The sequence below is a fragment of the Streptomyces longispororuber genome, assembly GCF_024448165.1.
Taxonomy (GTDB): Bacteria; Actinomycetota; Actinomycetes; order Streptomycetales; family Streptomycetaceae; genus Streptomyces; species Streptomyces longispororuber_A.
Window position 1 is genome coordinate 1 of sequence record NZ_JAMOLN010000151.1, and the last position, 25,908, is coordinate 25,908.

Below are 25,908 nucleotides of genomic sequence, written 5' to 3' on the forward strand. Positions count from 1 at the left end.
CCTGGGCGGCGGACGGGACCGGGGCGAATGGGGGAGTTAAGTCCACCGACGTGCCCGAGGAGTTCGCCGGATACTCGTTGCGGTAACGGTCGACAGCCGGAGCGCAGGGGAGTTGGGGGACATGAAGCGGGTGGAGGCGGTCAGGCGGTGCCACCGGTTGTGGTGGCTGTCCGTGGTGGCGCTGCACTGGTCGACGATGGTCCACATCGCGGTGTGGACCCCGGTGCCGGGGCTGCTGCCCCGGGCCGCGGCGGGGATGCGCCGCCTCGTGGACCGCGAGCGGGCCCTCGCGGCCGAGTGGTCGGGCATCACCGTCGAGGCGACGCCCGCGCCGACGGCCGGGAAGGAGCGGGAGGCCCTCGGGCTGCTCGCCCGCTACCGCTGGCTGTTCGGCGACGCGCAGCGGTTCCGCGAGTGGCGCTGGACCACGATGTACTCGTTCGTCGGCGGGCTCATCGCCTGCGTGCCCGGCGCCCTCGTCCTCTACGGCCTGTGGGGCCTCTTCCTCGCCGCCTTCGGCTCGTACCTGGCCGACGACGCGGGCTGGGACGGCCTCTGGTACCTGTTCGTCCACGTCGAGGACGTCCCGACGGGCCTGATGGCGGGCCTGCTCGGCCTGGCCGCCGGCAAGACGGGGCTGTGGCTCGCGCCCGGCACCGTCGACTGCCACGCCCGCTTCGTCCGCGCCACCCTGGCGCCCAGCGAGCAGGAGCTGATGGCCGCCAGGATCGCCCACCTCGCCGCGACCCGCTCCGACGCCGTGGACACCTCGGCCGCCGAACTGCGCCGCATCGAGCGGGACCTGCACGACGGTGCCCAGGCCCGGCTCGTCGCGATGGGCATGACCCTGGACGCCGCCGAGCACCGGCTGAACGACGACCCGGAGGCGGTCCGCGCGCTGCTCGCCGAGGCCCGCGCCTCCTCGTCCGCGGCCCTGAAGGAACTGCGCGACCTGGTCCGCGGCATCCACCCGCCGGTCCTCGCCGACCGCGGACTCGCCGACGCCGTACGGTCGTTGGCACTGCTCAGCCCACTGGCGGCGGAGGTCACCGTCGACCTTCCCGCGCGGCCCGAGGCCCCGGTCGAGTCGGCGGTCTACTTCGCGGTCGCCGAGACGGTCACCAACGCGGCCAAGCACGGGGAGGCCGAGCGCCTCTGGATCGACATCGCGTACGACGCCGGGACCGGGACCCTGCGGGTCTCCGTCACCGACGACGGGCGCGGCGGTGCGGACCCCGCCCGGGGCAGCGGTCTCGCCGGGATCGAGCGGCGGCTCGCCACCTTCGACGGCGTCCTCGCCGTCAACAGCCCCGCCGGCGGGCCGACCCAGATCTCCATGGAGGTGCCGTGCGCGTTGCAGTCGCCGAAGACCACTTCCTGCTGAGGGACGGTCTCGTCCGGCTCCTCGGCGCGTTCGGCCACGAGGTCGTCGCCGCCGTGGACAACGGACCGGAGCTGCACAAGGTCCTGCTCGCCGAGCGGCCGGACGTCGCGATCGTCGACGTGCGGCTGCCGCCGGACTTCAGTGACGAGGGCCTGCGCGCGGCCCTCGCCGCCCGCGCGCAGGTGCCGGGGCTCCCCGTGCTGCTGCTCTCGCAGTACGTGGAGCCCCTGTATGCGCGGGAGTTGCTGGCCGACGGCGCGGGCGCGGTCGGCTACGTGCTGAAGGACCGGGTCACGAACGGCGCCGAGTTCCTGCGCACCATCCAGCAGGTGGCGGGCGGCGGCACGGTGATGGACCCCGAGGTGGTGTCCAAGCTGCTCGCCCGCAAGGTCCGCGACCAGCGGCTCGGCTCGCTGACCGGGCGCGAGCGCGAGGTGCTCGGCCTGCTCGCCCAGGGCCGCTCGAACGCGGGCGTCGCCGAGGCCCTGGTCGTCAGCGAGAAGGCCGTCGCCAAGCACATCGGCAACATCTTCACCAAGCTCGGCCTGTACCCGGGAGAGAGCGACAACCGTCGTGTTCTGGCTGTTCTGGCGTACCTTGAGGGCTGAGGGTCCGCCCCGGCCGGCTACTCCGGCACGGACGTCGCCAGCAACTGCCGCAGCAGATCCGCCAGTTGACCCGACTGCTCGCCGTCCAGAGCGCCGTCGAGAGCCTTCTTCTGCACGTCGAGGCCGGCGCCCACCGCCTCGTCGACGATCGCGAGACCCTCGTCGGTGAGGGTGACCTGAAGACCGCGCCGGTCGTGCGGATCGGGTGAGCGGCGCACCAGGCCCCGCCGCTCCAGCTTGTCGAGGCGCCCCGTCATCCCGCCCGTCGTCAGCATCAGCGTCCCCGACAGCCGGCGCGGCGAGAGCGTGTACGGGGCGCCTGCCCGGCGCAGCGTCGCCAGCACGTCGAACTCGCCGCGCGAGATGCCGATCCGCGCGTACGTCTGCTCGATCCGGTCGCCCATGCCGCGCGCCAGCCGGTAGATCCGCCCGAACACCTCCATGGCGGCGGTGTCCAGGTCGGGCCGGACCGCCGCCCACTGCTCGATGATCGCGTCGACCGCGTCGGGTGCGCCCTTGTCGTTGCTGCCGCTGCTCATGACTCCGAGTATCCGCGCCCAGTCGGTAGGAGGCAAGAAAGTAGCTTGACGAAAAGTAGCTTGCGACTAAGCTACTTTCCATCGAGCTACCTGAGGGGTTCCTATGCACGGCGTGCGGCGCATACCCGGCGAACGGTCCATGACCTTCGCGGCGGCGGTGAACGGCATCGGCAACGGCATGTACGTCCCGTTCACCCTGGTCTTCTTCCACTACGTCACCGGGCTCTCGTTCCCGGTCGTCGGCGCGGTCCTGACCGTGACGGGCCTCGCCGGCATGGCGGCCCTGCCGCTCGCCGGGGCGGCCGTCGACCGGTTCGGGGCGCGCCCGGTCCAGTACGTCCTCTACGCGACCCGCGCCGTCGGCTTCCTGTTCTACCCGGCCGCCCAGTCGCTGCCGGCCTTCGCCGCCGTCGCCTTCCTGACGGCCGCCGCCGACCGCGCCTTCCCCGCCGCCCAGTCCGCGCTCATCGGCGAGGTGGCCCGCGGCGCCGACCGCGACCGGCTGCAGGCCGCCCTGCGCGCGCTCACCAACGGCGGCAGCGGTGCGGGGGCGCTGCTCGCCACCCTGGTCATCGGGGTCGCGGGCCCGGCCGCGTACACGTACGCGGCCTGGGGGAACGCGCTGACGTTCACGGTCGCGGCGCTGCTGCTGCGCCCGCTGCGCCCGCTGCGGCCGGTGCGCACGGCGCCGGGCGCCGCACCGGGCGCGCGCCGCAAGGCGGGCTACCGGATGGTCGCGGCGGACCGCCCCTTCCTGACCCTGACCGCCGCGAACTTCCTCAACGCCCTGTCCTACTCCGCCCTTTCGGTGCTCTTCCCGCTCTTCATCGTGCAGTGGCTGCACGGCCCCGCCGCGCTGACCGGCACCGCCTTCACCATCAACACGGTGCTGTGCGCGGTCGCCGGGATGTTCGTCGCGGGCCGGGTCCGCGGGGCGGGCGCCCGGCGCACCCGGGCGGCGGCGCTCGGCGGGATGCTCTTCGCGGCGTCCTTCGCGGGCCTCGCGGTCCTCGCCGCGGTGCGGCCCGCGGCGGGCTGGGTGATCGGCGCGGCGCTGCTGGCCCTGGTCGTCGTCTACACGGTCGGGGAGCTGGTGCACAGCCCGTCGGCCGAGGTCCTCGCGGTGTCGGCGGCGCCGGAGCCGGTGCGCGGCCGCTACCTGGCGACCTACCAGCTGTCGTGGTCGCTGGCGAAGGCTCTCGCGCCGTCGCTCTTCACCGGACTCCTCGCGGTGGACGGCCGGGTGCCCTGGCTGTTCCTCATCGCGACGTCCGCGGTCGCCGCAGGACTGCTGATCCGGGTCGAGCGCCGGCTGCCGGTGGAGTCGGTCGTCGTGGCCCGCGCCCCGCGCGACCTGGTGGTGGCGTCATGAAGCGGACCGGCACGGTACTGCTCACGGCCCTCGCGCCGGTCTCCTGGGGCTCGACCTACGCGGTGACGACGGAGTTCCTGCCGCCGGACCGCCCGCTGTTCACGGCGGCCATGCGGGCGCTGCCCGCGGGCCTGGTGCTGCTCGCCCTGGCGCGGCGGCTGCCGGCGGGGGAGTGGTGGTGGCGGTCGGCGGTCCTCGGCGCGCTCAACATCGGCGCGTTCTTCCCGCTCCTGTTCCTCTCCGCGTACCGGCTGCCGGGCGGCCTCGCGGCGGTCGTCGGATCGGTGGGGCCGCTGTTCGTGGCGGGCCTCTCGGCGCTCCTCCTGTCCCAACGCCCGTCCCGGCGCACGCTGGTGACGGGTTTCGTGGCCGCGTTCGGGGTGAGCCTGGTGGTGCTGCGGGCGGCCGGCGCGCTGGACGCGCTCGGGGTCGCCGCGGCCGTCGCCTCCACCGCGTCGATGTCGACGGGCACGGTCCTGACGAAGAAGTGGGGCCGCCCGGACGGCGCGGGCCCACTGGCGCTCACCGGCTGGCAGCTCACGGCGGGCGGCCTGCTGATCGCCCCCCTCGCGCTCGCGGTGGAGGGCGCGCCCCCGGCCCTGGACGGCCCGGCGCTCGGCGGCTACGCGTACCTGGCGCTCGCCAACACGGCGGTCGCGTACTGGCTCTGGTTCCGCGGCATCGGCCGGATGAGCGCCACCCAGGTCACCTTCCTCGGGCCGCTCTCGCCGCTGACCGCCGCGGTGATCGGCTGGGCGGCGCTCGGACAGGAGCTCTCGGCGGTCCAGCTGATCGGGATGGGGCTGGCGTTCGGCGCGACGGTCGCGGGCCAGCGCCCCTCTCGATCGTTCAGGAAGACTGAAAGTGTGGAGCGAAAAGTTTCGATGGACGTGACAGGTCCCGTGCTGCGACGGTAGTCGTGCCCTCGGCGGACCGGGGGCGATCCGACGCAGCAGAGAGGGCCCCGATGGCAGTCCTGGACCGTACCCGCACCCCCGTGAAGCCGAGCGCGGCCGCCGGCCGTGCGGCCGGGGGGCTCGGCGCCGGTCTCGCCCTCGCCGCCCTCGCCACCGTCGTCTGGTCCGGCAGCTTCGTCACCGCGCGGGGACTGCACGACAGCGTGCCGCCGGTCCAGCACGCGTTCTGGCGCTGGATCATCGCGATCGTGGCCGTGGCGCCGTTCGGTGTGCGGGCGGCGTGGCGCGAACGGGCCGTCCTCCGCCGCCACTTGGGCTTCGTCACGACGGCGGCGCTGCTCGGCGTCACCGTCTACAACACCCTCGTCAACCAGGCGGGCCTGACCACGTCCGCCGGGAACATGGGCATGGTCATGGCCGCCTCACCGGTCCTCATGGCCCTCTGCGAACGCCTCGGTGGCGCCCGGCTCGGCGCCCGCCGGGTCACCGGAACCCTCGTCGCCTGCACCGGAGTCGTCCTCCTCGTCAGCAGGGGCTCCCTGTCCCCCGACTTCGCGCCGGGCGACCTGTGGGTGGTCGCCGCGGCCGTCTCCTTCGGCTCGTACAGCGCGCTGCTGCGGCGCAGGCCCCGGGAGATCGGCGGCGTGGCGTTCCTGTTCGCGACGTTCGTGCTCGGCGCGCTGATGCTGGCACCGGCGTACGCGGCGAGCGTCGCGCTGCAGGGCGGCTTCGAGGTGCGGGCGGGCACGGTGGGGCCGCTGCTGTACGTGGGCGTGGTGTCGTCGGCGCTCGCCTTCTTCGCCTGGAACAAGGCGATCGCGCTGATCGGCGCGGCCCGCGCGGGCGTCGTCTACTACCTCCAGCCGGTGTGCGTGGCGCTCCTGTCGTACGCGGTGCTCGGCGAGGCGATGGGCCCGCTGCAAGGGGTGTGCCTGGCCCTGATCCTCGGCGGCGTCGTGCTCGCCTCCCTCGCCCCGCGTTTGCCGGAACGGCAACGGGGCGCGGGTTCCACGGCCCCGTAGCGGAAGGATGAGGACCGAGCCCCTGGTCCGGCCCTGGTCCGGCCCTGGTCCGATCGATCCGATCCGGAGGAAGCGATGCCGTCCACCTCAGCCGAGTCCGTGCCCGCCCCGGTCCACCGACTGGTCCCCTCGCCCGCCGGGCGCAGCCACGTCGTCGAACAGGGGGAGGGCCCGCTCGTCCTCCTCCTGCACGGCTTCCCCGAGTCCTGGTACTCGTGGCGCCGCCAGCTCCCCGCGCTCGCCGCCGCCGGGTACCGGGCCGTCGCCCTCGACGTCCGCGGCTACGGGCGCTCCTCCCGGCCCGCCGCCGTCGACGCCTATCGCATGGAGGAGCTCGTCGAGGACAACGTCGCCGTGGTGCACGCCCTCGGCGAGGACGGCGCCGTCGTGGTCGGCCACGACTGGGGCGCCAACATCGCCGCCGGATCGGCGCTCCTGCGGCCCGACGTCTTCTCCGCCGTGGGCCTGCTCAGCGTCCCGTACGCGCCGCCCGGCGGGCCCCGGCCCAGCGAGGTGTTCGCCGGGATGGCCGCGGGACCCGAGGAGTTCTACGTCTCCTACTTCCAGGAGCCCGGCCGGGCCGAGGCGGAGATCGAGCCCGACGTGCGCGGCTGGCTCGCCGGGTTCTACGCCGCGCTGTCCGCCGACACGATGCCGGGACCCGACGCGCCCGACCCCCACTTCGTCGCCCGCGGCGGCCGGCTGCGCGACCGGTTCCCGGCCGGGACGCTGCCCGCGTGGCTCGACGAGGCCGAACTCGACGTGTACGCGGGCGAGTTCGAGCGCACCGGACTGAGCGGCGCCCTCGCCCGCTACCGGAACATGGACCGGGACTGGGCGGACCTGCGCGCGTACCACGGCGCCGCGATCGCGCAGCCGTCCCTCTTCGTCGGCGGCTCCCGTGACGCGTCCACCACCTGGCTCGCCGAGGCGATCGAGGCGTACCCGAAGACCCTGCCGGGACTCGTCGGTTCGCATGTCCTCGACGGGGCCGGGCACTGGATCCAGCAGGAGCGGGCCGACGACGTCAACCGGCTGCTGGTGGAGTGGCTCGCAGTCGTAGCTCCATGAGGGGCAGGGTCCGGCCGGGGACCGAGCCCGACGGGACCGTGCCGACGTGGCGGCCGCCCATCGCCTCGTAGAAGGGGACCGCGTTGGGGTCGGCCGCCCAGTGCACCGCGGCGAAACCGCCGGCGTCCGCCGCGTCCCGCACGTGCGTGAACAGCAGGCGGCCCACGCCCCGGCCGAGCGCCTCCGGGTCCACGAACATCAGGCCCAACTCGCCCGCCGGCGGCTGCCCTTCGAGCGTCGCCAGGCCCAGCACCCGGCCGTCGGGGTCCTCGGCCACCACCGTGCGCCGCCGCTCCACGTCGGCCGGCAGCAGCGTCAGCTCGTCGACACAGGCCGCCATGAACGCCTCGTCGTAGCCCCAGTGCGCCTTCGAACGCAGCGCCAGCGCGCTCAGCTCCGCCGCCTCCTCCGGGCGGGCCGGCCGGATCCGTGCCTTCTGTGTCCCCTGTGTCTGCCTCGGCTCCGTCATGCCGTCAGCGTAGGGCGCGTTACGTTGTGGCGTATGAGCGAGCGAGTGCCCGGGCCCGACCGGTGGGACGTGAAGAAGCTGGTCGTCCTGCGGACGCTGCGGGAGCGCGGCACGGTGACCGCCACCGCCGCCGCGCTGCTCATGACGCCGTCCGCCGTCTCCCAGCAGCTCACCAACCTGGCGAAACAGCTCGGCGTGCCGCTTCTGGAGGCGCACGGGCGACGGGTGCGGCTCACCGACGCCGCGCATCTCGTACTGCGGCACGCCGAGGCCGTGTTCGCCCAACTGGAGCGCGCCGACGCCGAGTTGGCCTCGTATGTGCAGGGCGAGGTCGGCGTGGTGCGGGTCGCCGCCTTCTCCACCGCCGTGCCCGCCCTCGTGGTGCCCGCCGTACGGGCGCTGCGCGCCGCGCACCCCGGGATCACCGTGCGGGTGCGGGAGGCCGAGGCCGGGGCGGCGTACGAGCTGCTCGCCGCCGGTGACGTGGACCTGGCCCTGTCCCTCGCCGCGCACGCGCCGACCGCCCGCGACCCCAAGTTCACCCGGGTGCCGCTGCTCGCCGACCCGCTGGACGTGGCCCTGCCCGTCGGGCATCCGCGCGCCGGGGAACCGGGTCTGCGCCTCGCCGACCTCGCCGGGGAGCCGTGGATCTTCGGCGGGTCCGGGCCCTGGTCCGAGATCACCATCGCCGCGTGCGAGGCCGCCGGGTTCGTGCCCGAGCAGGCGCACAGCGCGGCGGGCTGGACGGCGATCCTGGCCATGGTCGAGGCGGGCATGGGCATCGCCCTGGTGCCGCGGATGGCGGCGGCGCGGCGGGACGGCGTCGTGATGTGCCCGCTGGGCGCCGACCGGCCCGTACGGCACGTGGTGGCGGCCGTGCGCCGGGGTGCGGAGGAGCGGGGTGCGGTGCGGCGGTTCCTGGACGTGCTGACGCACTGACGCACTGACGTCCTGACCTGTCCGTCCTATCGTTCAGTAGAACTGAATGGCGACCTCGAAAACTTTCGATGGACCTGAGGGGTCGCGGGGTCGACAGTGAAGGCATGACGACGAACTCCCTGCCGGACGACCCGCACGCCAACGACGCCGCCCCCTACGGCGGCGGCGACCCGTACGCCGACTACCGCGTCTTCGGTGACGCGGCCGCCTTCACCGACCTCGTCGACCTCGCCGACCGCCGCCTCGGCGCGGGTGTCATCGCCGCCAACGACGAGTTCTTCGCCGAGCGCGAGAACCTCCTCGTCCGTGAGCGCGCCGTCTTCGACCCGGAGCACTTCGGGCACAAGGGCAAGATCATGGACGGCTGGGAGACCCGCCGCCGGCGCGGTACGGCCGACTCGCCGTTCCCCGCGCCCGAGGACCACGACTGGGCGATCGTGCGGCTCGGCGCGCCCGGCGTGATCCGCGGCGTCGTCGTCGACACCGCCCACTTCCGCGGCAACTACCCGCAGCGCGTCAGCCTCCAGGCCGCCTCCGTGCCCGGCGCCCCCGGACCCGAGGAACTCCTCGCCGACGACGTGAAGTGGGAGGAGATCGTCCCGCGCAGCCAGGTGCGCGGGCACGCCGCCAACGCCTTCACCGTCACCTCCGAGCGCCGCTACACCCACGTCCGCGTCTGCCAGCACCCTGACGGGGGCATCGCGCGGCTGCGCGTGCACGGCGAGGTCGTCCCGGACCCGGAGTGGCTCGGCCTGCTCGGCACGATCGATCTGGTCTCCGTACTCAACGGGGGTGTGTACGAGGACGCGTCCGACAAGTTCTACTCGTCGCCGACGCAGATCATCCTGCCCGGGACCTCGCGGAAGATGGACGACGGCTGGGAGAACCGGCGGCGCCGGGTGCACGGCACCAACGACTGGGTGCGGTTCCGGCTGGTCGCGCAGGGGGCGGTGCGGGCCGTCGAGATCGACACGGCCTATCTGAAGGGGAACTCGGCCGGGTGGATCGCGCTGAGCGGGCGGAACGGGGAGACGGGGGAGTGGTTCGAGATCATTCCGCGCACGAAGCTGCAGCCGGACACCGTGCACCGGTTCCCGTTGGCGGCGCAGGCCGTGGTGACGCACGTCCGTCTTGACGCGTTCCCCGATGGCGGGGTGGCGCGTATGCGGTTGCACGGGGTGCTGACCGAGTCGGGGCGGGCGTCACTCGTGGAGCGCTTCGGCCGCGGCTAGGCGCCACAGTTCGTCTGTGCGGGGCCGGGTGCGGGTCTCGTCGTGGCTGGTCGCGCAGTTCCCCGCGCCCTGTCAGGGGCGCGGGGAACTGCGCGGGCAACCCCCACCGGCCCGCGGACGGAGACGGGTTACGCGTCCGCCGCCTGCGCCTTCAGGGCGCGTTCGACGCCCGCGCGGGACTCCGAGACGAGACGGCGGAGCGCCGCGCTCGGGTTCGCGGCGGAGAGCCACTCGTCCGTGCGCGTCAGCGTCTCCGGCGAGACGTGGATCGACGGGTACAGGCCGACCGCGATCTGCTGCGCCATCTCGTGGGACCGCGAGTCCCACACCCCCTTGACCGCCGCGAAGTACTTCTCCACGTACGGCGCGAGCAGCTCACGCTGATCGGTCTGGACGAAGCCGCCGATGACGGCCTCCTGCACCGCGTTCGGCAGCTTGTCGGAGTCGACGACGGAGGCCCACGCCTCCGCCTTCGCCTCCGGAGTCGGCCGCGCGGCCCGCGCCGTGGCGGCGTGCCGCTCACCCGCGGCGGTCCGGTCCCGCTCGTACTCCGCCCCGATCTCCGCCTCGTCGAACCGCCCGACGGCCGCGAGCCGCTGCACGAACGCCCAGCGCAGCTCGGTGTCGACCGCGAGGCCCTCGATCGTCTGGCCACCCTCCAGCAGGGCCTCCAGCAGATCGAGCTGCTCCGGCGTACGGGCCGTCGCCGCGAACGCGCGGGCCCACGCCAGCTGGTGGTCGCTGCCCGCCTCGGCGGTGCGCAGGTGCGTCAGCGTCGCCTCGGTCCAGCGGGTGAGGAGCGCGTCCCGGTGGGACGGCGCCGCGTACAGGTCGATGGCCAGCTTCACCTGACGGTGCAGCGACTGCACGACGCCGATGTCGGACTCCTTGCCGACACCGCTCAGGACCAGGTCCAGGTACGCGCTCGTGGACAGCTCGGCGTCCCGCGTCATGTCCCAGGCCGACGCCCAGCACAGCGCGCGCGGCAGCGAGGACTCGAAGTCGCCGAGGTGCTCGGTGACGAAGGCGAGGGACTGCTCGTCGAGGCGGACCTTCGCGTACGACAGGTCGTCGTCGTTGAGCAGTACCACGGCCGGGCGGCGCTTGCCGACCAGCTGCGGGACCTGCGTCGACCCGCTCGCCGTGACGTCGAGTTCGATGCGCTCGCCGCGCAGCAGCTTGCCGCTGTCGTCGTCGAGGTCGTACAGGCCGATCGCGATGCGGTGCGGGCGCAGCGTCGGCTCGCCCTTGGCGCCGGCCGGGAGCGCGGGCGCCTCCTGGCGGATCGCGAACGAGGTGATGACGCCGTGCTCGTCCGTCTCGATCTCGGGCCGCAGCACGTTGATGCCGGCCGTCTCCAGCCACGCCTTCGACCACGACTTCAGGTCGCGGCCGCTGGTCTCCTCCAGCGCGCCGAGCAGGTCGGACAGCCGCGTGTTGCCGAACGCGTGGCGCTTGAAGTACGCCTGCACGCCCTGGAAGAACTCGTCCATGCCGACGTACGCGACGAGCTGCTTGAGCACCGAGGCGCCCTTGGCGTACGTGATGCCGTCGAAGTTGACCAGGACGTCGTCGAGGTCGTTGATCTCCGCCATGATCGGGTGCGTGGACGGCAGCTGGTCCTGGCGGTACGCCCACGTCTTCATGGAGTTGGCGAACGTCGTCCACGAGTGCGGCCAGCGGCTGTCCGGCGCGTACGCCTGGCAGGCGATCGAGGTGTACGTGGCGAACGACTCGTTCAGCCAGAGGTCGTTCCACCACTCCATGGTGACCAGGTCGCCGAACCACATGTGGGCCAGCTCGTGCAGGATCGTCTCGGCCCGTACCTCGTACGCGGCGTCGGTCACCTTCGACCGGAACACGTACTGGTCGCGGATGGTCACCGCGCCCGCGTTCTCCATCGCCCCCGCGTTGAACTCCGGCACGAAGAGCTGGTCGTACTTGGCGAACGGGTACGCGTAGTCGAACTTCTCCTGGAACCAGGCGAAGCCCTGCCGCGTCACCTCGAAGATCGCGTCCGAGTCGAGGAACTCGGCGAGCGAGGGCCGGCAGTAGATGCCCAGCGGCACGCTCTGCCCGCCCGGACCCTCGTACGAGGAGTGCACCGAGTGGTAAGGGCCGACGATGAGCGCCGTGATGTACGTCGACATGCGCGGCGTCGGCTCGAAGACCCAGAGGTCGTCCTTGGGCTCCGGGGTGAGCGAGTTCGAGATGACGGTCCAGCCCGTCGGCGCCTTGACCGTGAACTGGAACGTCGCCTTGAGGTCGGGCTGCTCGAAGTTCGCGAACACCCGGCGCGCGTCCGGCACCTCGAACTGTGTGTACAGATAGGCCTGCTGGTCGACCGGGTCGACGAAGCGGTGCAGGCCCTCACCGGTGTTCGTGTACGCGCAGTCGGCGACGACCTTCAGCTCGTTCGGCCCCGCCTCCAGGCGCTTGAGCGCGATCCGGGAGTCACGGAAGACGGCGGCGACGTCCAGCGAGTGCCCGTTCAGGACGACCTCGTGGACCGCGTCGGCGACCAGGTCCACGAACGTCTCGGCGCCCGCCTCCGCGCTGTCGAAGCGCACGGTGGTCACCGACCGGAACGTGCCGCCCTCCTGCGCGCCGGAGAGGTCGAGATCGATCTCGTACGAGTCAACGGTGAGCAGCTTCGCCCGCTGCTGCGCCTCTTCGCGGGTCAGATTGGTGCCAGGCACGCGGTCATCTCCTAGTAGCGGTCTACGTTTGTGACGTTTCCGGTCATCCTTCCACGCCGGATACCGGAAGGCGATGTCCGTTTTCCGCCGGTGAACACGCGCGCGCGGGGCCAGCCTGGAGTCATGACCAGGTACACCGCACTTCCCATCGACGCGACGGCCCTCAAGGAACTCAGGACCACAGACGACGCGGGCCGCCCCTGCGTCCCGTACACCGCGACCGGCGACGACGCGGGCTCCCCGCTGCGCTGCTGCCTCAAGCCCGTCGAGGAGGGCGAGCGGATCGCCCTCGTCTCCTACGCGCCGCTGCGCCGCTGGGCCGCGGCGACGGGCGCGCGGCCCGGCGCGTACGACGAGCAGGGCCCGGTCTTCCTCCACGCCGAGCCCTGCGACGGCCCCGCCGCCGACCCGGACGGCTACCCCTTCGACCGGCCCGGCGCGCTGCGCACGCTGCGCCGCTACGACGCCCGCGGGCACATCGCGGGCGGCCGCCTCCTGGAGATCCCCGAGGACGCGACGGCCGGCTTCGACGCGGCGCTCGACGAGGCGTTCGCCGACCCGGACGTCGTCCTCGTGCACGTCAGGGCGGTGGAGTACGGCTGTCTGCACTTCGCGGTCGGCCGGCCGTCGACTCGCTGACCGCCCGGGCGAACGCCCGCACCCGCTCCGTCTCGGCGTCCCGCTGCCACACCACGCCGAGCACGGAGTCCGGCAGCCCGGCGACCGGCACGTGCACCACGTCGCGGCGCCCGTGGTACTCCGCCGTGGGCCGGCACAGCAGCATCGTGCCGCGCCCCGCCGCGACCAGCGTCAGCCCCTCCTGGAGCGTGCGCACGGCGGGGCCGGGCGCGGTCGTCGGGGCGTGCGCCGCGCGCCAGTACGCGGGAGCGGGCGCCGTCGCCGGGATCAGCGCGGCCGCCGCCAGGTCGGCGGCGGTCACCTCGGCGCGGGCCGCGAACGGATGCCGTACGGACACGGCCACGTTCTGCCGCTCGCGGGAGAACGTCGGGCCCAGCACCAGATCCGGCTCCTGGACCGGCAGCAGCACGATCGCGACGTCCACGTCGCCGTGCCGCACCGCGCCGAACGGATCCGCGAACGGCACCTCCACGATCTCCGTCACGCACCCCGGATGCCGCTCCTGGAAGAGCGCGATCGCCGCCATCAGCCGGTGGCCGGCCGTCCCCTGGAACCCGATCCGCAGCCGCCCCTCCACCCCGCGCGCCGACTCCCGGGCCCGCGCCACGACCGCCCCCAACTCCTCGTAGGCGGGCCGCAGTTCTGCCGCGAACCGGTCCCCGAGCGGAGTGAGCCGCACCCGTCTGCTGGTCCGCTCCACGAGCCGCGCGCCCACCCGCCGCTCCAGCGCGGCGAGCAGCTGGCTGACCCGGGACTGCGAGACGTGCAGCCGCTCGCCCGCCCGGCCGAAGTGCAGTTCGTCGGCGACGGCGAGGAACGCCTCCAGTTCCCTGACCTCCAGCACGGTCCCCCGCCCTCCATCGATGAGCCCCACTCATGGAAGGGTGAGTGATCCGCCGTTGTTCCCGGGGGCCCGACGGCGAAGGCTTGCCGCATGCACACCCGTACCGAACTCACGCCCCGCACGGGCCCGTTGACCGGTGGCGTGGGTGGCCCCGTGCTCACGCTCGCGGCCGCCACCTTCACCGTCGTCACGAGCGAGATGCTGCCCGTCGGCCTGCTCAGCCCGCTCGCCGACGGGCTCGGCCGCTCCGAGGGCGCCGTCGGGCTCGCCGTCACGCTGCCGGGGATCGTCGCCGCGCTCGCCGCACCGCTGCTGCCGCCCGCCGTGCGGCGCACCGGCCGGCGCGCCGTCCTCGTCACCCTGCTCGTCGTGCTCGGCGCCGCGAACCTGTGCTGCGCGCTCGCCCCGAACCTGCCCGCCCTGCTCGCCGCCCGCGTCCTGGTCGGCGTCTGCATCGGCGGGGTGTGGGCGATCGCGGCCGGGCTCGCGCCACGGCTCGTCCCGGCCGAGCGGGCCGGGCGGGCCACCGCCGTGGTCTTCAGCGGGATCGCCGTCGCGTCGGTCGCCGGCGTACCGGCGGGCACGCTCCTCGGTGAACTCGCGGGCTGGCGCTGGTCGTTCGCCGTCGTCGGCGCCCTCGCGCTGGGCGTCGCCGCGCTGCTGCGCGCCGTGCTGCCGCCGCTCCCCGCCGCACGCGCGGTGCGGCCCGCCGCGCTCCTGGCCCTCCTGCGCGCCCGGCGGGTCCGGCAGGGTCTGGTGGTGGTGCTGCTCCTGGTGACCGGGCACTTCGCCGCGTACACGTACGTGCGGCCGCTCCTGGAACGCGTACCGGACCTGACGCCCGGCCTCGTCAGCGCGCTGCTCCTCGCGTACGGCGTCGCGGGGATCGCCGGGAACTTCCTCGGCGGCACCCTCGCGGTGCGCTCCGCGGGGCTCGGCGGGGTGGTGCTGCTGCTGGTGCCCGCGGGCGGCTCGTTGTTCGCCTCGGCCGTGCTGCTGCCGGCGTGGGGCGTGGCGTACGGGGGTGTCTCCGTCGCCGCGCAGAACTGGCTGGCCGGGGCCGCGCCCACCGCCCGGGAGGCCGTATCCGGCCTGTTCGCCGGAACCTTCAACTGCGCGATCGCGCTGGGCGCGTTCACCGGGGGCCTGGTGGTGGACGCCTCCGGCGCGGGTGCGGTGCTGTGGCTGGGCGGGGCGCTCGCGCTGACGGCCTCCGTCGCGGCGGGACTTCGGCTGCGGCCCGGTGGGGGCCGGCCGCGCCCCGCGGCGGAGCCGCACATCGATGCAGCCCCGCGCCCCTGAGATGGCGCACGGAGTGCGCATCTCAGGGGCGCGGGGAACTGCGCGGCCGGCCACGACGAGACCCGCAGCCGAACACCGGCCTACTTGGCCGAAAGCTCCGCGGCGACCAGCTCAGCGATCTGCACCGCGTTCAGCGCAGCGCCCTTGCGGAGGTTGTCGTTGGAGATGAAGAGCGACAGACCGTTGTCGACGGTCTCGTCGACGCGGATCCGGCCCACGAACGACGCGTCCTTGCCGGCGGCCTGCAGCGGCGTCGGGATCTCGGACAGCTCGACCCCGGCCGCCTCCGCGAGCAGCGCCGTCGCGCGCTCGACGCTGATCGGACGCGCGAAGCGGGCGTTGACCTGGAGCGAGTGCCCGGAGAAGACGGGGACGCGGACACACGTGCCCGAGACCTTCAGACCGGGGATCTCGAGGATCTTGCGGGACTCGTTGCGGAGCTTCTGCTCCTCGTCCGTCTCGTTCAGGCCGTCGTCCACGATGGCACCGGCCAGCGGCAGCACGTTGAAGGCGATGGGGCGCTTGTAGACGTTCGGCTCGGGGAAGTCGACGGCGTCACCGTCGTGCGTCAGCTTGTCCGCGTCCGCGACGACCTTCTGCGCCTGGCCGTGCAGCTCGGCGACGCCCGCGAGACCCGAACCCGACACCGCCTGGTACGTGGCGACGACGAGGGCCTCCAGGCCCGCCTCGTCGTGCAGGGGGCGCAGGACCGGCATCGCGGCCATGGTCGTGCAGTTCGGGTTCGCGATGATGCCCTTGGGCCGGTCCGCGATCGCGTGCGGGTTCACCTCGGAGACGACCAGCGGTACCTCGGGGTCCTTGCGCCAGGCCGACGAGTTGTCGATGACGACAGCGCCCTGGGACGCCACCTTCTCCGCGAGGGCCTTCGACGTGGCGCCGCCCGCCGAGAACAGCACGATGTCCAGACCCGTGAAGTCGGCCGTCGACGCGTCCTCGACCGTCACGCCGTCCACGACCGTCCCGGCGCTGCGCGCCGAGGCGAACAGGCGCAGCTCGTCGATCGGGAAGGCCCGCTCGACCAGGATCTTGCGCATGACCGTGCCGACCTGACCGGTGGCTCCGACGATTCCGACCTTCACAGGGGTTCCTCCGTGCTTCGTGCGGCCATGGGTGCGGCCTGGCGGGTACGTCCATGATGCGTCTGTCCAGACCCGCCTTGTCCAATCGATTGTCCGAGGTACGGGACGCGTGGGGTTCACCACAGGAAGACGGTGCGCCGGGGCGAACGTTTCCGGTCCGTCCTGCGTCATAGGGCACACGCGGGGAGGGGAGGGGCTTTGCTGCGCAGAAAGCCGAGAGGGCGGCCGGACGATCCGCTGGACGCGGCTCAGGAGGACCGGGTGCGCGCCGTGCTGTCCCTGGGCGGGGTGCCGTACGCCGATCTGCCGGACGGCGTGCAGCAGGTGCGGCTGCGGCTGCTGGAGCGGGCCGCGAAGGGGCAGGAGGCGCCGCGCGACGTCTCGGCGTGGGCGGCGGTCGTCGCCTCGAACCTCGCCATGGACTGGCACCGGGCGCGCCGCCGCCAGGAGCGGCTCGGCGAGCGCCTCGCCGCGCTGCGCCAGGAGAACGGCCGGGACGCCGCCGAGACCCGGGTCCTCTCGCTCGCCGTGGCCCAGGGTCTCGACCAGCTCCCGGACCAGCAGCGGCAGGTCGTCGTGCTGCGCTTCTACGCCGATCTGCCGGTGCGGGACATCGCGGTGGAGCTCGGCGTGCCGGAGGGCACCGTGAAGAGCCGGCTGCACACGGCCGTGCGGATGCTCAGGGCCCGGCTGCACGAACAGGAGGTGGTGTGACGTGGAGGAGGACCGTACGCACGAGGACCGGCTCCTGATGCTCGCCGTCACCGGGGAGCCGCTCCCCGACGACGACCCCGGGTCCGCGGCCGTCGCGGCCGACGTCGCCCTGCTGCGGGAGCAGGTGCGGGGCCTGGGCGACGCCCTGGCGTCCCGCCCACCCGCGCCGGCACCGGCACCCGCGCCGGTCCGGATCCCCGTGCGCCGCCGCCGTCCGTTCCGGCTCGCCCTCGGCACCCTCGTCGTGGCGTGCGCCGCCTCGTTCTTCGGCGGACTGTTCTGGCTCGGCGCCCACGCGCCGGGCGACAGCGACACCAGCGCCGGGTCCGACAAGTCGGCGGCCCAGGACAGCAAGGGAAAGTCCGTGTACCCGCCCGCGATGCACATCGCCTGTTCGCGGGTGCTCGTCGAGGGGCGCGTGGTCAGCGTCACACCGCGCGCGGACGGCGACGTGCGCGTCGTCGTCGACGTCAAGCGCTACTACCGCCCCGAGCGCTCCGTCCGGGACCACCCCACGATCGCGCTCACCCTCGACGGGTCGGCCCGCGAGGACCTCAAGGCCGGCACGTACACGCTGATCCGTACGCCGGTGCACCCCCAGGACCGCGAGGACTGGGAGACCGGGTGGGGCGTGGGCGACGCGCGGGGCGACATCCTCGACGCGCTGCCGAGGGCGAAGGGCCTGCACTGCGCGGGGCCCGGCTACTGAACGGCGAAGGGGCGGACGCCGTCGGCGTCCGCCCCTCCCGTGCACGTCAGGTCACCGTTACGGCGTGACCTTCTCGATCTTCACGCTGCCGAGGCCCGAGGCGACGCCCCGCTCGTTCAGCAGCTGCACCTGGCCGAAGAACTCACGGCCCTCCGGCGCGGCGGCCGCGGCCGTGACCTGGGCGGTGACGTCCGTGGACGCACCGGAGGCCAGCGAGACCGTCTTCGAGTCGTCGACCTTCACCGTGCCGAGCGACGGCGAGAAGAAGACGTCGGTGTAGTCGTACGCGGTCGAACCGGACGGCACCGAGTAACCGGCGACCTCCACCGTGTACGTACCGGCGGCCGGCTTCGCGATGCTCACGGCCTCCTCGGAGTCGCCGTCGGCGGACTGCCCGACGACGTTGCCGTCCTTGTCGTAGACCGTGAGGTCCAGGTCGGCGGCCTGGTCGGAGACGTTGCCGATGCTCACGTCGAGCTTCTCGGCACCCGCGGGCACCTCGACCGTGGACGTCGCCGTGGCGCCGTCCGCGAGCGTGGGACGCGCCGACTTCGACGAGCCGAGGGCGCCGCCCTGCAGCTTGCCGCCGTCGATGGCCGCGAAGTTGTTCGTGACCTTCCACGAGACGTCGGCCGGGGTACCGACCTTCGCCTCGGGCAGCGTCTGCACGGCCGGGTCGAAGGAGGCGCCGAGCACGGCGACGTCCAGCGCGTACGGGTTGTCGAGCAGCGGCGACGTACGACGCGCCTCGACCTCGATCTCCCAGACCCCGGCCTGCGGGTCCGCGTACGAACGCAGGTCGGGGCGGCAGGTGTTGGCCGGGTTGTTGTAGTTCGGGTAGCAGCTCGGCGTCGACGTGTCGTCGACCGGGACGCCGTACGGGTGGATGGAGATGAACCGGGTCTGGCTCTTGTCCTTCAGCCCGCTCATCCGCACCTGCAGCGCCTTGGCGCCCCCGGGCACGGTCACGAAGTACGACTTCGTGCTGTTGCGCTGCACCGAACCGGTGGCGGCGAACGTGTGCTTCAGCGGCGTCGAGACGACGACGGTCGCCAGGACCTGCTGGTCCACGCCCTCGGTCTTCGGGTCGTCGACCCGCAGGATCGCGCTGCGCAGACCGGCGGCCGACGGCTTGGCCTGCACCTTGACGGTGACGGCCTTGTTCAGCGGCAGGTACACGTAGGGCGTGCCCACGACGGAGAAGGTGTCACCCGAGTTGTTCTGCAGCGAGACCCGGTGCAGGACCGGCTTCGCGGAACCGGACGTGCGCGTGATCGTCACGTCGTAGGTCTTCTTCTGCCCGGCCTTGAGACCGCTCTCGCGGTCGTAGATGCCGGTGCCGAAGCCCGGGGTCTTCAGGGCGTAGTCGATCGCGGTGTCGACGGGCGCCTTCACGGAGTACGTGTGCGCGCTCGCCCCGTCCTCGATCGAGTCCCAGGCCTTCTCGATGTCGATCAGACCGGAGCCCTCGGCGTACGCCTGCTCACCGCTGATGTGCCGGGCGGTGGAGGTCAGCGCGGTGCGCAGCTTCGCCGGGGTCAGGTCGACGTGCTCGCGCTTGGCGGCGGACAGCAGCAGCGCGGAGGCGCCGGCGGCCTGCGGCGACGCCATCGACGTGCCCTGGAGCATCGAGTAGCCGGCCGGCAGCGCGTAGCCCGCCTCGGCGACCGGCGAACCGGGCAGCCAGGTCTGGGTGGAGTTGATCGCCGCGCCGGGGGCGGTGATGGTCGGCGTGAAGCCGCCGTCCTCGCGCGGGCCGCGGGAGGAGAAGGGCATCATCGCGTACGACTTCTCGACCTGGGAGCCGTAGTTGGCGGCCCAGGTGTCCTTCGAGATCGAGGCGCCGACGGAGAGGACCTTGTCCGCGAGACCGGGGTCGCCGATGGTGTTGGCGCCGGGGCCGGAGTTGCCGGCCGAGATCACGAGCTGGACGCCGTAGTCGTCGATGAGCCGCGTGTAGAGCTCGGAGCGGGCGTTGTTGCCGTCGTTCAGCGCGGGCAGACCGCCGATGGACATGTTGACGATGTCGACACCGCGCTTGGTGACGAGGTCGATCATGCCCTCGGTGAGCGCGACGTTGGTGCAGCCGCCGGTCCAGGTGCAGGCGCGCGAGGAGACGAGCTTCGCGCCGGGCGCCGCACCGTTCATGTTCTTGTTGCCGAACAGCGAGTTGGCCGCGGTGATGCCCGCGACGTGCGTGCCGTGCTCGGACTCGATGACGCCGATGTTGACGAAGTCGCGCTTCTGGCCGACCCAGTCCCCGCCGTACGGGTCCATGGGGACGTCCTTGCGGATCTCCACCACGAAGGGCTGCCGCTCGACGACGTCGGTGGCCGGGTCGTCCTTGCCGAAGTAGCCGACCTGGTACCCGTCCTTGTACGGCTTCATCGGGGTGTCGTCGGTGAAGTCGCCGTTGTCGTTGAGGTCGACGGTGACGGTGCCCGCGGCGGCGTCGTACAGGACGCCCCACTTGTCGGTGGTGTCGCCGTCCCGGTTCGCGTCGCCCTTGGCGTCGCCGCCCGCGGTCGCCGCCTCCGAGAAGACGCTGACGCCGTAGGAGCCCGAAGGGGCCTTCCAGGTGCGGCCGCTGTACGTGAACGTCGGGCCGGTCACCGAGGTGACCATCGGCCGCCACGTGCCGTCGCTGTCCACGATCGGGTCGGTCGCCGTGACCCAGTCGACGATCTTGCGCTCGCCGGTGGTGGTCTTCTGCAGCGCGGGGTGACCGAGGTCGACGCCCGAGTCGAGGATGCCGATGGTGACGCCGCGGCCGTCCGCCTTCGGGTTGTCCTTCATGAAGTCGACGGCGCCCGTCTCGAAGGACGGGTTGTACGGGTTCTTGGCCGGCGTGTTCTTGCCGGGACCGCTGTACGTGCCGGTCGCCGCGCCCTTCGACCCCTTGGCGGAGTCGGCGGCGGGCGTCGGGTCGTCGAGCTGGATCTCCTGGCGCAGGTCGATGCCGTGCACGGAGTCGAGCTTCTCGGCGGCCTTGATGGCGGCCTCGGCCCGGCCGGTCGGCAGGGTGGCCCGCACATAGCCGAGCTTGTCGTAGGTGCGCCCGACGGAGCCGCCCTTGACGGCGTCGAGCTGCGAGGCGACCTCCTCCGTCTTTCCGGGGGCGGTCGCGACCATCACGGTCACGTTCTTGGCGCCGTCTGCCTGGGCATCGGCGAGCAGTTCGGCGTCATGGGCGCCGAGCTTCTCGCCCGCGGACTTGACGGCGGGGTCGGCGGCCGGAGTGGAACCGGACTCCGCCGCGAGGGCCATGGGTATCGGCCCGGTCGCGGTGAGCGCTGCCACGAGGCCTGCGGCGGCCGCGAGCCGGGCCGCGCGTCTCGCACCGGATATCGGTGCGCGCTGGGGATCGGGGGTCATCAGCATCCCTGTACGTAAAGGTGAGACAACATGGGGTTGATCGAAAGGGATCCGGATTTCGGTGCCGGATGACCGCTCAGCTTTACGTAAGTGACCACGGTTTGGGGAGAGTTGCCCGGGGCGGGATGAGGCCATGGCGTACTTCCGCCATACGCCATCCGGCGCAAACGGGACCAAGCCGCCTGTACCGCGAAGTTCCCCGTGCTCCCGGACGGGTGGACCCGCGGTCACATCCCCCTGCGCGCCGGGCCGGATGCCTCTAGCGTCGGGGGATGCACAAAGAGCTGAGGGTGGCGGCGTACGCCGTGTGCGTGCGGGACGGACAGGTGCTCCTCGCCCGCTGGGTCGCCGGTGACGGCAGCAGGCGCTGGACCCTGCCCGGCGGCGGCATGGACCACGGCGAGGACCCGTACGACACGGTGATCCGCGAGGTCGACGAGGAGACCGGATACGTCCTCGACCCCGTCGCCCTGCTCGGCGTGCACTCCGTACTGCGCCGTTACCCCCGCAAGCTCGGCAAGATCGCCGACTTCCATGGTCTGCGCATCGTCTACGAGGGCGAGATCACCGGCGGCGCCCTGCGGTTCGAGCGGGACGGCTCCACCGACATGGCGGCCTGGCACGACCTCGACGCCGTCCCCGAACTGCCCCGCGTGGAGCTCGTCGACGTCGGCCTCGACCTCTGGCGCGACCGGCCCGCGGCCGGGCACACCCTTCCCCGCGAGATGAACGCAGAGTAGCCGGAAGCGTTCCGTCCGCCCTCCCGCACATGACAAGACGAGGGCCCCGGCACCCCGCGCCGCCGCACGGAGATCCACGTACCGTGATCGGTGTCGCGCGTTGCGTCACCGTTAACGCGCAGGCCACCCCCGATGTCAACGATCCAGTACGAGCGGGCTGTTCGGATCCCCGAACCGCCCGCCGTCACTGTCGACGCGTTCGCACTCGGGGAGACGCGCCATGCCGCGCACACGCTCTGTCACCAATGTCGCCGCCGCACTCGACCGCCGTACCTTCCTGGCCGCCACCGGCGCGGTGACGCTGAGCGCCGGCGTCGGCTACGCCCTCGGCCCCGGTGGCGGCGAGGCCGCCGCGGGCCCCGCCACCCCGGTGCGGGCCGCCTCCCGGCAGGCCCCCGCCGCGCCCCTCGCCCCGTACACCCGCGGCACGACCCTCGCCTCGGTCGCGGCCGCCCCCGGCGGCACCGGCTACCGCCGCCTCGGCGACGGCCCCGCCTGGCAGCGGGTCACCCGCGAGGACCTCACCGGCGCCAAGGACGGCCGCGCGGCCCGCCGCACCGCGCTCGCCGCGTTCGTCCAGTTCACCGACCTGCACCTGGTCGACGTCCAGCACCCGCTGCGCTACGAGTACTTGAGGTCGCAGACCGCCAGCGCCTGGCGCCCGCAGGAGGCGCTCTCCGTGGCCGGCGCGGTCGCGCTCGTCGAGCGGGTCAACGCCCTGCGCGGCGCCCCCGTCACCGCGGCGCCCCTGCACTTCGTGATGACGACGGGCGACAACACCGACAACAACGCCCGCTCCGAACTCGACTGGTTCCTCACGACGATGAGCGGCAGCCGCGGCGGGCGCATCACCCCCAACACCGGCGACCCGCGCCACTACGAGGGCGTCCAGAACAGCGGCGTCCCGCTCTACTGGCACCCGGACGCGGCCCTGCGCGACACGGACAAGCGCGACCACCGCTTCCCCCGCATCCACGGCTTCCTCGACGCCGCGATCGCCGAACTGCGCAGCCCGGGCCTGAACCTCCCCTGGTACTCGACGGTCGGCAACCACGACGCGCTGCCGGGCGGCTGCTACGCCCCCGGCGACCCGTTCTTCGCCGAGTTCGCCGTCGGCGGCAAGAAGCTGATGGAGCTGCCGGCCTCCGCGGGCAAGGCGATCTGGGACAACGTGAAGCAGGGCGGCGACCCCAAGGGCACGGCGTTCAAGGAACTGCTGCGCGCCCAGGCCCGCCACATGCGCTCCGTCACCCCGGACGAGTCCCGGGCCCCCTTCACCCCGGCCGAGTACCTCGCGGCCCACCTCGACCCCGCGCACACCGGCCCCGGCCCGCACGGCCACGGCTACACGCAGGCCAACCTCGCCGCCACCACCCAGTACTACGCGTTCCGGGTCTCCGACGACGTCGTCGGCCTCAGCCTCGACACCACCGACCCGGGCGGCCACTACGAGGGCTCGATCAGCCACAGTCAACTCACCTGGCTGGAGCGGCAGTTGACGAAGGCGGCCCGCGACAAGGACCACGTCGTGGTCTTCTCGCACCACACCAGCAGGACGATGCGCAACCTCCGCGAGGACCCGCACCACCCCGGCGAGCGGCGCCACGGCGGCAAGGAACTCGCCGCCCTCCTCGGCCGCCACCGCCCGGTCCTGGCCTGGGTCAACGGCCACAGCCACAAGAACGCCATCACCGCGCACGCTGGGGAGAGCGGGTCCGGCGGCTACTGGGAGATCTCGACCGCCTCGCACGTCGACTTCCCGCAGCTCGCCCGCATCATCGAGATCGCCGACAACCACGACGGCACGCTCTCCCTCTTCACCACCCTCATCGAGTCCTCGGCCCCGCACCGCACGGACTTCACCGACCTCACCCAGACCGGCCTGGCCGCGCTCTACCGCGAACTGTCCTTCAACGCCCCCGGCTCCCGCGCCACGCTCTCCGGCACCCCGGGCGACCGCAACACCGAACTGGTCCTGCGAAAGGGCTGATTCCCGCTCAACCGTCCCGGCCCGCTCAACCCGCACCCCCGCCCCCGGGGTCCCTCCGGCCGATCGACGACACCCGCGACGGAGGGACACACATGCTCAAGCGCACGGGGGCGGGCCTGCTGGGAGCCGCGACCGCACTGGTGATCACGGCCGGCGCACTCGCCGCCCCGGCGGTGGCCGCCCGCGACGACCACCGCGCCACGCAGCGGGCGCTGGACGAGGCCGTGACCGAAGGGGTGCCCGGCGTCACGGCCCGGGCCTCGGCCGACGGCCGCTCCTGGCAGGGGACGTCGGGCCGGCGCGGCGCCCGCGACCACTACCGGGTCGGCAGCCTCACCAAGACGTTCGTCGCCACGGTCGTGCTCCAGCTGGAGGCGGAGGGCCGGCTCGACCTCGACGACACGGTCGGCCACTGGCTGCCCGGCCTCGTCGAGGGCCACGGGTACGAACCCGACCGCATCACGCTGCGCCACCTCCTCGGCCACACCAGCGGCATCCACGACTACCTGGAGGACCCGCAGTTCGCGCAGACCTACCTCACGAAGAACTTCCTCGACCACCGCTTCGACACCTTCACCCCCGAGCAGCTCGTCGGCTTCGGCGTACGCAACGAGCCGCGCTTCGCCCCCGGCGCCCGCTGGGACTACTCGAACACCAACTACGCGCTCGCCGCCCTGATCGTCGAGAAGGCCACCGGCCACGCCTACGGGGACGAGATCGAACGCCGCATCACCGGCCCCCTGAAGCTGCGCGCCACGAGCGTGCCCGGCACCGACCCGAGGCTCCCGCGGCCCCGCTCCCGCGCGTACTCCAAGCTGGGCGACCCCACCGGGGACACCTACGACGTCACCGAGTACAACCCGAGCGGGGCGTACGGCTCCGGCGAGATGATCTCCGACTCCGCCGACCTGAACCGCTTCTACGCCGCGCTGCTCCGCGGCGAACTGCTGCCGCCCGCCCAGCTGGCCGAGATGACGACGACGGTGCCGGTCGGCGCCCGTGACCCGGACTCCGGCTACGGTCTCGGCCTGCAGCGCTGGAAGCTGGCCTGCGGGGTGGTGGTCTGGGGTCACGGCGGCGACATCCACGGTTCCTCGGCGATGGCGCTGACCACCCGCGACGGCCGCCACTCGCTCGCCTTCGACTTCAACGCCGACTGGGCCGGGAGCTGGCGGAAGGTGGCCGTCGCCGAGTACTGCTGACAGGTGAAGGGGCGGGACCCGCCCTCGGGATCCCGCCCCTTCACTCCCCTCCTGGCAACCGCCCCGGTCCGTCACTACCGGGGCAGCACCACGACGTACGCCGCGGGATCACGGTCGCCGGAAGCCATCAGCGCGGTCCGGACGACGGCCGCCTGCTGCTGGATCGACTCCCGCAGCTTCTTCGGCGTGATGTGCACGACCGTGATGCCGAGCCGCTCCAGGTGCTCGCGCTTGCGCGCGTACTCGCTCCAGAGCGCGTCCTCGTCCTGCCGGGGTGCCCGCGTGTCCAGCTCGACGGCGACCGCCTGGTCGGGCCAGTACCCGTCCACGCCGCCGAGATGCGGGCCACCGGGCAGCCGCAGGTCGACGTTCCACAGCGGGTCCGGCAGCCCGTGCTCCCGCACCATCGCGTACAGCCGGTCCTCGGCGATCGCCCGCCCCTCGGCGAGCAGCGAGTCCACCGCGTCCACCACGTGCGGCCGGCTGAGCAGCCGGGCCTGTGTCAGCTCCCGCACGACGGCGGCCGGTTCGCAGTGACCGCCGCGCACGGCCTCGGTCAGCAGCCGCCGCACCGCGCCCGCGTCGGCCAGCTGCGCCACCGCGTCCGCGATCGCCCGCGGCACCGGCGCCACCGGAACTCCCGTGAGCTGTACGGGAGTCGGCATCCCCGTCGTCCGGACGAGCCGGGCGAACTCGGTGGCCCGCAACCGCCGGGTGCGCGGCACCAGGACGTCGATGTGGTCGAGCGAGAGCAGCGGGGGAGCGGACGCGAACCCGTGCAGCGTCAGCGCGGCGAGACCGGTGATCATCGCGTCGGCGTACGGCGCGGCGTGCGCCTCGCCCGCGAGGGGCTGCGCGGGGACGGCGTCGGTGGTCCGCCGCCGCTCCTGGACGGCCCGCCCCGCGTACAACAGCACCGCGTGCAGCCGCTCCTCGCCGGTCGGCGGGCCCGGGTGGAGCAGGAAGACCCCGGGCAGCACCTGCTGCCACGGCCCGCCGGACCGGCACTGCTCGTGCGCCGCCGACGTGGAGACCCCGTGC

Annotated in this window: 22 protein-coding genes; 15 read left to right on the forward strand and 7 right to left on the reverse strand. The window is 73.1% G+C overall.

The window, feature by feature from the left end:
* Positions 1-121 precede the first annotated feature (121 nt).
* Together M4J07_RS33145 and M4J07_RS33150 are read left to right on the forward strand one after the other, a co-directional pair.
* On the forward strand, positions 122-1,384 hold the full coding sequence (locus tag M4J07_RS33145; RefSeq protein WP_255977942.1) for a sensor histidine kinase: 1,263 nt from the start codon (positions 122-124) through the stop codon (positions 1,382-1,384).
* Positions 1,348-1,992 (forward strand): LuxR C-terminal-related transcriptional regulator, encoded by a 645-nt coding sequence (locus M4J07_RS33150; protein ID WP_255977944.1) that lies wholly within the window; start codon positions 1,348-1,350, stop codon positions 1,990-1,992. The genes M4J07_RS33145 and M4J07_RS33150 overlap by 37 nt, the downstream gene beginning before the upstream one ends.
* Before the next feature lie 17 nt (positions 1,993-2,009).
* Here M4J07_RS33150 and M4J07_RS33155 read toward each other — a convergent pair whose 3' ends face one another.
* Complete coding sequence (locus M4J07_RS33155) at positions 2,010-2,531, reverse strand: MarR family winged helix-turn-helix transcriptional regulator (RefSeq protein WP_255977947.1); 522 nt, start codon at positions 2,529-2,531, stop codon at positions 2,010-2,012.
* Positions 2,532-2,643: 112 nt separating this feature from the next.
* Here M4J07_RS33155 and M4J07_RS33160 point away from each other — a divergent pair, with 112 nt between their 5' ends.
* The 4 genes from M4J07_RS33160 (at position 2,644) to M4J07_RS33175 (ending at position 6,913) form a co-directional block, all read left to right on the forward strand.
* Complete coding sequence (locus M4J07_RS33160) at positions 2,644-3,903, forward strand: MFS transporter (protein ID WP_255977949.1); 1,260 nt, start codon at positions 2,644-2,646, stop codon at positions 3,901-3,903.
* Complete coding sequence (locus M4J07_RS33165) at positions 3,900-4,820, forward strand: EamA family transporter (protein ID WP_255977952.1); 921 nt, start codon at positions 3,900-3,902, stop codon at positions 4,818-4,820. Before M4J07_RS33160 ends, M4J07_RS33165 begins: the two co-directional genes overlap by 4 nt.
* A gap of 50 nt (positions 4,821-4,870) precedes the next feature.
* Positions 4,871-5,842, forward strand: a complete 972-nt coding sequence (locus M4J07_RS33170) for a DMT family transporter (RefSeq protein WP_255977954.1) — start codon at positions 4,871-4,873, stop codon at positions 5,840-5,842.
* Positions 5,843-5,917: 75 nt separating this feature from the next.
* Positions 5,918-6,913, forward strand: coding sequence for an alpha/beta fold hydrolase (locus M4J07_RS33175; RefSeq protein ID WP_255977956.1), 996 nt, complete (start codon positions 5,918-5,920; stop codon positions 6,911-6,913).
* Here M4J07_RS33175 and M4J07_RS33180 read toward each other — a convergent pair.
* Positions 6,870-7,382 carry a GNAT family N-acetyltransferase gene (locus M4J07_RS33180; protein WP_255977958.1) on the reverse strand — a complete coding sequence of 171 codons (513 nt, stop codon included), beginning with the start codon at positions 7,380-7,382 and terminating at the stop codon, positions 6,870-6,872. The two genes, M4J07_RS33175 and M4J07_RS33180, sit on opposite strands and share 44 nt — an antisense overlap.
* A gap of 33 nt (positions 7,383-7,415) precedes the next feature.
* Between M4J07_RS33180 and M4J07_RS33185 the strand changes: the two genes are divergently transcribed.
* Both M4J07_RS33185 and alc read left to right on the forward strand, forming a co-directional pair.
* Positions 7,416-8,321: a LysR family transcriptional regulator gene (locus M4J07_RS33185; RefSeq protein WP_255977960.1), complete on the forward strand. Its 906-nt coding sequence runs from the start codon at positions 7,416-7,418 to the stop codon at positions 8,319-8,321.
* Between the two features lie 104 nt (positions 8,322-8,425).
* Positions 8,426-9,553, forward strand: a complete 1,128-nt coding sequence (alc, locus tag M4J07_RS33190) for an allantoicase (RefSeq protein WP_255977962.1) — start codon at positions 8,426-8,428, stop codon at positions 9,551-9,553.
* Positions 9,554-9,681: 128 nt separating this feature from the next.
* Here the strand turns inward: alc and pepN are convergent, their stop codons facing one another.
* The gene (gene pepN, locus M4J07_RS33195; protein ID WP_255977964.1) at positions 9,682-12,252 is read right to left on the reverse strand and encodes an aminopeptidase N; all 2,571 of its coding nucleotides are present in this window, start codon (positions 12,250-12,252) and stop codon (positions 9,682-9,684) included.
* 123 nt (positions 12,253-12,375) lie between these two features.
* Here pepN and M4J07_RS33200 point away from each other — a divergent pair, with 123 nt between their 5' ends.
* Complete coding sequence (locus tag M4J07_RS33200; RefSeq protein WP_255977966.1) at positions 12,376-12,891, forward strand: DUF1203 domain-containing protein; 516 nt, start codon at positions 12,376-12,378, stop codon at positions 12,889-12,891.
* On the opposite strand, the gene M4J07_RS33205 is transcribed toward M4J07_RS33200, so the two are convergent.
* Positions 12,833-13,765, reverse strand: a complete 933-nt coding sequence (locus M4J07_RS33205) for a LysR family transcriptional regulator (protein WP_255977968.1) — start codon at positions 13,763-13,765, stop codon at positions 12,833-12,835. The genes M4J07_RS33200 and M4J07_RS33205 overlap by 59 nt on opposite strands.
* Before the next feature lie 60 nt (positions 13,766-13,825).
* On the opposite strand from M4J07_RS33205, the gene M4J07_RS33210 reads away from it, so the two are divergent.
* Complete coding sequence (locus M4J07_RS33210) at positions 13,826-15,037, forward strand: MFS transporter (protein ID WP_255977970.1); 1,212 nt, start codon at positions 13,826-13,828, stop codon at positions 15,035-15,037.
* 80 nt (positions 15,038-15,117) lie between these two features.
* Here M4J07_RS33210 and M4J07_RS33215 read toward each other — a convergent pair whose 3' ends face one another.
* A complete protein-coding gene (locus M4J07_RS33215) occupies positions 15,118-16,137 on the reverse strand; it encodes an aspartate-semialdehyde dehydrogenase (RefSeq protein WP_255977972.1) in 1,020 nt (339 codons plus the stop codon).
* Positions 16,138-16,335: 198 nt separating this feature from the next.
* On the opposite strand from M4J07_RS33215, the gene M4J07_RS33220 reads away from it, so the two are divergent.
* Positions 16,336-16,851 (forward strand): sigma-70 family RNA polymerase sigma factor, encoded by a 516-nt coding sequence (locus tag M4J07_RS33220; protein ID WP_255977975.1) that lies wholly within the window; start codon positions 16,336-16,338, stop codon positions 16,849-16,851.
* Position 16,852: 1 nt separating this feature from the next.
* Positions 16,853-17,560: a hypothetical protein gene (locus M4J07_RS33225; protein WP_255977977.1), complete on the forward strand. Its 708-nt coding sequence runs from the start codon at positions 16,853-16,855 to the stop codon at positions 17,558-17,560.
* Between the two features lie 57 nt (positions 17,561-17,617).
* Here M4J07_RS33225 and M4J07_RS33230 read toward each other — a convergent pair whose 3' ends face one another.
* Entirely contained in the window at positions 17,618-20,935 is a 3,318-nt protein-coding gene (locus M4J07_RS33230) for a S8 family serine peptidase (protein WP_255977979.1), read from the reverse strand.
* 272 nt (positions 20,936-21,207) lie between these two features.
* On the opposite strand from M4J07_RS33230, the gene M4J07_RS33235 reads away from it, so the two are divergent.
* From M4J07_RS33235 to M4J07_RS33245, 3 genes are all read left to right on the forward strand, one after another.
* A complete protein-coding gene (locus M4J07_RS33235; RefSeq protein ID WP_255977981.1) occupies positions 21,208-21,675 on the forward strand; it encodes an NUDIX hydrolase in 468 nt (155 codons plus the stop codon).
* Between the two features lie 220 nt (positions 21,676-21,895).
* Positions 21,896-23,665: a TIGR03767 family metallophosphoesterase gene (locus M4J07_RS33240; protein WP_255977983.1), complete on the forward strand. Its 1,770-nt coding sequence runs from the start codon at positions 21,896-21,898 to the stop codon at positions 23,663-23,665.
* A 92-nt stretch (positions 23,666-23,757) separates the two neighbouring features.
* Positions 23,758-24,867, forward strand: coding sequence for a serine hydrolase domain-containing protein (locus tag M4J07_RS33245; RefSeq protein ID WP_255977985.1), 1,110 nt, complete (start codon positions 23,758-23,760; stop codon positions 24,865-24,867).
* 74 nt (positions 24,868-24,941) lie between these two features.
* Here the strand turns inward: M4J07_RS33245 and M4J07_RS33250 are convergent.
* Positions 24,942-25,908, reverse strand: a 967-nt coding sequence (locus M4J07_RS33250) for a hypothetical protein (protein WP_255977987.1), incomplete at its 5' end; no start/stop codon positions are given.